3 protein-coding genes are annotated in these 7,267 nt (G+C 32.2%); all 3 read left to right on the forward strand.

Annotated elements, in window-relative coordinates:
* Positions 1-291: 291 nt before the first annotated feature.
* A complete protein-coding gene (locus tag JHL18_RS25690) occupies positions 292-1,635 on the forward strand; it encodes a glycoside hydrolase family 1 protein (protein WP_200274619.1) in 1,344 nt (447 codons plus the stop codon).
* A 295-nt stretch (positions 1,636-1,930) separates the two neighbouring features.
* Positions 1,931-2,959 (forward strand): LacI family DNA-binding transcriptional regulator, encoded by a 1,029-nt coding sequence (locus JHL18_RS25695; RefSeq protein WP_200274620.1) that lies wholly within the window; start codon positions 1,931-1,933, stop codon positions 2,957-2,959.
* Positions 2,960-3,248: 289 nt separating this feature from the next.
* The coding region (locus JHL18_RS25700) for a discoidin domain-containing protein (RefSeq protein WP_200274621.1) at positions 3,249-7,267 on the forward strand (4,019 nt) is incomplete at its 3' end.

Here is a 7,267-nt window from a genome sequence, read left to right on the forward strand (position 1 = left end):
GAACAGTTATTCAGGGTAAACAGTAAAAAGAATAAGACTTATTCACCTGTAAGTTTCCTCATATACATTCGGAAAGGCAGATGCTTTAAAAAAGCTCACTGAAGAAGGGGGGGCTTCAGCGACTTTTTTACGTTTAAAGATAATTCAAGTGAAAAGTACTTTTTTCAAGTAAAATACAGTTGCTATTCAAGTGAATCATTGACATAATAAGCTTGTATAAACAATGTGTATTTATATGATATAGATTCTTATTGTATTATTTAATAAATGAAACTCAAAGGAGAAAGACAAATGCTACGAAAAGATTTCTTATGGGGTGGAGCGGTTACGGCTCATCAAAGTGAAGGTGGCTATACTGAAGGTGGAAAGGTACCAGCAGTTTGCGATTTGACGACAACAGGAGAGTTCTCTGACTTTAAGGATGGCATTGATTCCTATCATAGATATGAAGAGGATTTTGATTTATTTAAAGAAATGGGCTTTAATGCTTATCGATTCTCTATTGACTGGTCTAGAATGATGAGTGATGAAAATACTTATAATGAAGAAGGTTTCGAATTTTATGATAAGTTTATAGACGATTTAATTGAAAGAGGAATGGAGCCTATTCCTACACTTTATCATTTTGAAATGCCAGTTTACTTGCATGAAAAATATAATGGTTTTTATAGTCGCAGGGTTATGTATATTTTTGTACAACTATGCAAGAAGATTGTTGATCGTTATGGGGATAAGATAAAGTATTGGATTATCTTTAATGAACAAAATGGAATATTACAAAAAGGTCCTAAAATGTTCTTTGGCAGCATTTGCCCAGAAGGTTTTAATGCACAACTGTTTGATAATCAAATTATGCATAATACATTGATTGCTCATAGTTTAATAAATGAATATATCCATGTGCAAGGTGGAAAGGTTATGGGAATGGCTACAATCGTTCAAAGTTATCCAGAAACCTGTCATCCGTTGGATACTTTAGAAAGCATGAAAGCACAGAGTGAAGCTTATGTGTTTTTAGATGTTTTTGCAAGAGGCCACTATAATTCTTATTATTATGCTAATATGAAGAACGAAGGAACAATGCCTGAGATTCTAGAAGGTGATTTGGATGTTTTAAAGAAAGGGATCACAGATTATTTGGCTATTAGCTATTATATGTCTACCATATCTCATTATGGAGAAGAAAGCTTAACCAATGTAAATGATGTTGTGATTAAAAAGAATCCATATTTAGAGATGTCTAAGTTCGGCTGGACTGTTGATCCAATTGGGTTAAGAATCACTTTAAGGCAGTTGTATGATCGTTATGAAATGCCTATTTATATCGTAGAAAATGGCTTTGGATATGATGATCAAATAGATGGAGACGGTCAAATTGTGGATGATTATAGAATTGACTATATGAGTAAACATATTGAAGAAATGAAAGAAGCTGTTCGAGAAGGAGTTGATTGCAGAGGTTATCTTGCATGGGGACCAGTAGATATCTTAAGCAGTCGTGCTCAAATGAAGAAAAGATATGGTTTTATCTACGTAAATAGAGATAATGATGATTTAAAAGATATGCGTAGAATCAAGAAAAAATCCTTTGCTTGGTTTAAGCACGTTATTAAAACAAATGGAGAAGAGTTATAGCATAGGGCTCTATAATATATTAGTTTTTAGTAAAATTAAAGTTACTTCAGACATAGTTAAGGAAAAGTATTGAAATTAAATGGTTATGCAGGAGATGCTATATGAGCGAGCTATTAGAATTAAATGATTTTTTCAGATGGAATGGCGTTAATAAACTGTACTGTTCGAACGTAGTGAGTTTACAGTTTTAGCCATGGAATATGACAAAATCATATTAATTCTTTGCGTAAGCTCATTAAAGCATTGGATGAATAACTATTTAATTTCAAGCATAGCTAAGAAAGGATAATAGCTTATGAAAGTCACAATGAAAGATATTGCTAACAGATTAGGAATCTCTATTAATGCTGTATCTATAGCTTTAAATGATAAAGTTGGTGTAAGCGAAGAGATGCGATTAGAGATATTACGTACTGCTGATGAGATGGGGTATATAAATCAAAAAAGACAATATTTATCGGTGTTATCAAAAACTAATATTTGTATTTTGATGCAGAGCTATTATGCTGATACAGGTCATTTCTATTCTATTGTTTTACGCTCTATCGTTGAACAAGCAAAAGCTTTTGGCTATTTCTCTATTTTGAATTATTTTGAGGATACTGAATTTGCTATGCCTAAATGTATTTTGGAAAGAAAGGTAGCTGGGATTTTAGTTGTTGGAAAAATATCTGATTATAATTTGATGCTTTTGAAGAAAACTGGTGTCCCAGTGGTGCTTGTTGACTTTACCTCTTTATGTGATCCTAGTGACTGTGTTTTAACTCATAACAAGCAAGGTGGATATATGGTGGCAAATCATGTGATCCAAAAGGGTTATAAGAAAATAGGTTTCTTTGGTGATTTAGATTATTCCTTTAGCTTTGAAGATAGATTTTTAGGATATAAGCAGGCGCTTCTTAAAAGCAATATAACAGATTATCAAAATATAGATAGCTATATTGATAAATATTCTTTTATAAAAGGGATAGAAAAATTCATATTAGCAAATCAAATTTCCGATATTATAAATATTTTACAGTCAAAAGAATTACCTGAAGTTTTGATCTGCGCCAATGATTCCAACGCATTTGCTGTGATATCAGCGTTAAAGGATATGGGGATAAAAGTTCCAGAGGATATCGGGGTGGTTGGCTTCGATGATACTCCTTTATGCGAAAAGTCAATTCCCCAAATAACAACTGTCCAAGTACAAAAGGAGTTAATGGGGCAAGTTGCTGTTTCTAATTTAATTGATCGTATACATAGAAAAGATAATATACCAATGACACAATTATTAAGTGTAAAAGTGGTTGAAAGAGATTCGTTAAAACTTAGAGATTAATGAATCTCTTTTTTCTTTGGAGTAAACTATAAAACATTTAAAATAATTGACCATAGTTATTTTAATGTTTTTTTAAGTTTTTTATGGCCATATAGTAGAAATAAAACTTATCTGTCTGCTAAATTTTCCTTATGTACATTCGTTAATGTAGCTTGGTTAAAAAAGCTCGCTGAACAAAGTTGCTTCAGCAACTTTTTATTGAGTTTTCAAGTAAATGTTCGTTGAAATTCAAGTGAATTTAAAGAAGAATAAGATTGTAAAGTAAATGTTATCATTGGAGGGAAAGGATATGATGAAAAAACTTGGTAGGATTGTTTTATCTTTAATTATGATCATGACTCTGGTTTTTGATGGTACAAGTATTGCCAAAGCAACAAGTGTTGATGATATGAATTTAATCAAGAGCAGAATTAAAGATTACTTTTTGAAGCTTGATACAATCGATGATGGATCAAAAGTAGAGGCTTGTTATGTAAGTCATGCAGGAGATTATCTTAATTTAATACAGGCGGATGGATCTTTTACAGATGTGGATTATAAAGCCACAAATAATGCTGCAAATGGAGCAGCATGGTCCCCTTATTTAGCATTAGATAGAATGCAAGCTATAGCTATAGCTTATAACAAAGAAGGAAATTCACTTTATAAAAAGCAAGAAGCTGCTGATAAATTGAGTAAAGCTATTGTTTATTGGGGGTCTCAAAATCCGAGTTCAACTAACTGGTGGGAGAACCAAGTAGGTACCCAATTACGTTTTGGTAGAATCGGTGTGTTTATGGAGGATAGTATAAGCAGTGAAGCTTTAAATATTATTCTAAACAAGCTTTTAGAAAAAACTCCAGTTAAATATGGCTCAGGTCAAAATAATTTATGGTTTGATCAAAACTATGTTTATTATGCTCTTATTAAAGAAGATGCTACTCAGTTAAAAGATATGGTTAATAATTATTTAGATTATTGTTTAACAACCCAGTTAGATGATATTACAAAAGAAGCAGTACAAGTTGATAACAGTTACTATATGCATGGAAGACAATTCTATTCAAATGGTTACGGAATGACCATGTTTAGGGATATGAGTTATTGGATCTATATGTTAAAAGGAACAGAGTTTGCAGTAAGCCAAGATGTTGTTGATAGAATGGGAAACTACATGATAAATGGTACAAGTTGGACGGTTAGAGGGGATATCATGGAATTATACCTTGGATATCGTCCATATAAATACGACGTAGGATATGATAATTACTCAGAAGAATACATTGCTCCGCTACAGAGAATGATAGAGGCAGATCCTAAACGTGCTAGTGAATATCAGAAGATTTTAGATAACATTGAAGGTAAAAGCAATTCGAATGGTAAGAATGGTAACTATTATATGTGGCGTTCTGGATATGCATCACATATGAGAGATGGATATGGTGTCAATATAAAGATGGACTCTAAGAACCTTATTGGAGGAGAATGGCGTGGTCCATGGAATGAAGCTGGAAAGCCAAATCAACAATTGATTTATTGGACATCAGCTGCATCTTCTACAATAACTGTAGATGGAGATGAGTATAAATCTGTATACCCAGTATTTGATTGGACACATACTCCAGGAGCAACTGCACCTAATTATATTAGCGGTAAATTCACTTTTGAGAATAATGAACTTTTTAATATTGGTGTAAGTAATGGTAAGTATGGAGCAACTGCTTACAAATTTGATAAGACTAATACTAAAGGTCAAAAAGGATATTTCTTCTTTGACAATGAGTTTGTGGCGTTAGGATCGAATATTTCCTCAACAACTGAATCACCTATTCATACAACCTTAAATCAAAGTAAAGCTAGTAATGTAAAAGTTAATGGTGAGGAAGTTAATGTAGGAACAGTAGCCAAAGAATATACAACAAAGAATATATATAATAATAAGATTGGATACGTTTTCTTAAATGATACAAAGGTTAAAGTATCTTATGATGGACAAAAAAATGTTCCAAGCTTATGGTCAGAAGATATGAAAAAGAATGCTGATTCTGTTTTTACAGCCTATATTGATCATGGTGTAAAACCAACAAATGCTTCTTATGCTTATATAGTTGTTCCAAATAAGACAGAAGCAGAAGTAAATAATTATTCAAACAACATTCCAATAACAGTTGTAGCAAATAATTCGGATGTACAAGCGGTTAGACATGATGGATTAAAACAAACACAAATTAATTTCTATAAGGCAGGCTCTTTAGAATATAAAAAAGGATATACAATAACTGTAGATCAAGCCTGCAGTGTTATCATTGATGAAGCAGGAAGTACAAGACAAATAACTGTGGCTGTTAATGACAATGAAGCTCATAAGATGGTAAATGTAGGATTATCCTATAATAATGTTAAAACAACTACTACTTTTATCTCAAGAGCATTACCTTATGCTGGTCAATCACAAACATTAGCAGAAGGACAAGATGATAGATATGTAGCAAGTAGTTCTACGGAAAATCATGGTGTTAAGAATGTAGTTGATGGTAATAGTAATAGCTATTGGGAAAGTAAAGGGCAAGGTGAAGAATGGATTTCACTTTTTGCAGGTTCAAATAAATATTTGAAAGACATAACTATTTCTTGGGGAGACAAATATGCTACTTCATATGAAGTTTATGCGTCACAAGATGGTGAGAAATATGACTTGGTTTCAACAGTTACAAAAGGTGATGGTAAGCAGACAACAATAACTATTGGAAGATTGTGCAGTTATGTAAAAATCATTATGAAAACTAGTAGTGGAACTTGTTATCAAGTCAAAGAGGTTGCAATGAATGCAGGGGAACTTCTCTCCTTAAATAAGCAAACAATAACAAGCTCCGTGTCAACAAAAGCACCAACCTTTGTAGGAAACTTGGCTGTTGATGGAGATTCGTCTACCAGATGGGCATCTAATCGTAATTCAGATAATGAATGGATAACTGTTGATCTAGCGAAATATTCACGTATTGATGCTATTGAGGTTGACTGGGAAAATGCATGCTCAGATGATTATACTATTGATGTATCATCGGACAACTTAAATTGGAAGAGCGTGAAGCAGTTAAAAACAGATGTGAGTTTAATAGATCAAATTAATTTTAGTGAATCAGTGTATGGTCGTTATGTAAAGATTAATTCACATAAATCAAGGCTGAATAGTGGAACTAATTATGGAATCAATATATTTGAATTTAAAGTTTATGGAGAAGCAAAAGAAGAAGATAAAATTAATGTTGCTCTAAATAAACCTTCAAAAGCAAGTTCACAATACACAAATCCAAAATCTAAGTTCGTTTTAGAATCAAAATATGCATTTGATGGAAGTATAGAAAATAAAGGGGATACTTACCAATCAAGATGGGTATCTGAAAGAGGCAAAGATAATCCTGGTAAGGATGTAAGTTCTCAATATATACAGGTGGATTTAGAAGATGTATATGATATCTCAAGGGTTGTATTAAATTGGGAAAGTGCATGTGGTAAAGAATATAAGATTCAAGTTTCGGAAGATGGACAAAATTGGAATGATGTATCACATATCACTGATGGAGTTGCTGGTATTAAAGAATTAAACTATGATGAACCGGTAACCGGAAGATATGTAAGGATGCAAGGAATTGTTCCAATCGGACAATATGGTTATTCATTATGGGAGTTTGAAGTTTATGGCGAAAGTTTAAAAGATAAACTCATGGAATACTATAATCAAAATAAAGACATTGATACAAGTTCTTTTACACCAAATAGTATAGAAGCATATCATAATGCTTTAGATAATATTACAAAGGTTAATGAAGATAAAGCTGCAACAAGTACAGAAATATTAGATGCAAAGAAACAATTAGAAGCTGCAATAGACAGTTTAGTTTTGAAAGCAAATAAAGCTGAATTGGATAATGAAATTAAAAAAGTTGATACAATAGAAAAAGGCTTATATACTGACGAAACTGTAAAAGCCTTAGAGGCAGCTTTAGATGTAGCAAAGACAACATATAGTGATGATAATGCCACACAAATGCAAGTTGATAATGATGCTAATGCATTAGAGCAAGCTATTCTCTCCTTAGAGAAGAATAAGGTAGAAATAACACTTCAAAGTCCAAATAAAGATGTAAGCGTTTCTGGAAAGCTACCAAAGGCTATAGAATTATCTTCAAACATATTAAATAGCGATCAACTTAGGGAATTGACTGAAAAAGTAAATAAAGCTAATCCAGATGCCTTAAAGGATAAAACCTTAGAAAAAGTATATAATTTAAGCTTATTGCTGAAAAGTCAAATTTATCAACTAGATGA

Origin of the sequence: Clostridium yunnanense, assembly GCF_016595795.1 — a bacterium.
Classification (GTDB): Bacteria; Bacillota; Clostridia; order Clostridiales; family Clostridiaceae; genus Clostridium_AR; species Clostridium_AR yunnanense.

Coding starts and splice junctions, on each gene's coding strand:
- JHL18_RS25690 (WP_200274619.1), top strand. CDS start 292: ATGCTACGAAAAGATTTCTTATGGGGTGGAGCGGTTACGGCTCATCAA.
- JHL18_RS25695 (WP_200274620.1), top strand. CDS start 1,931: ATGAAAGTCACAATGAAAGATATTGCTAACAGATTAGGAATCTCTATT.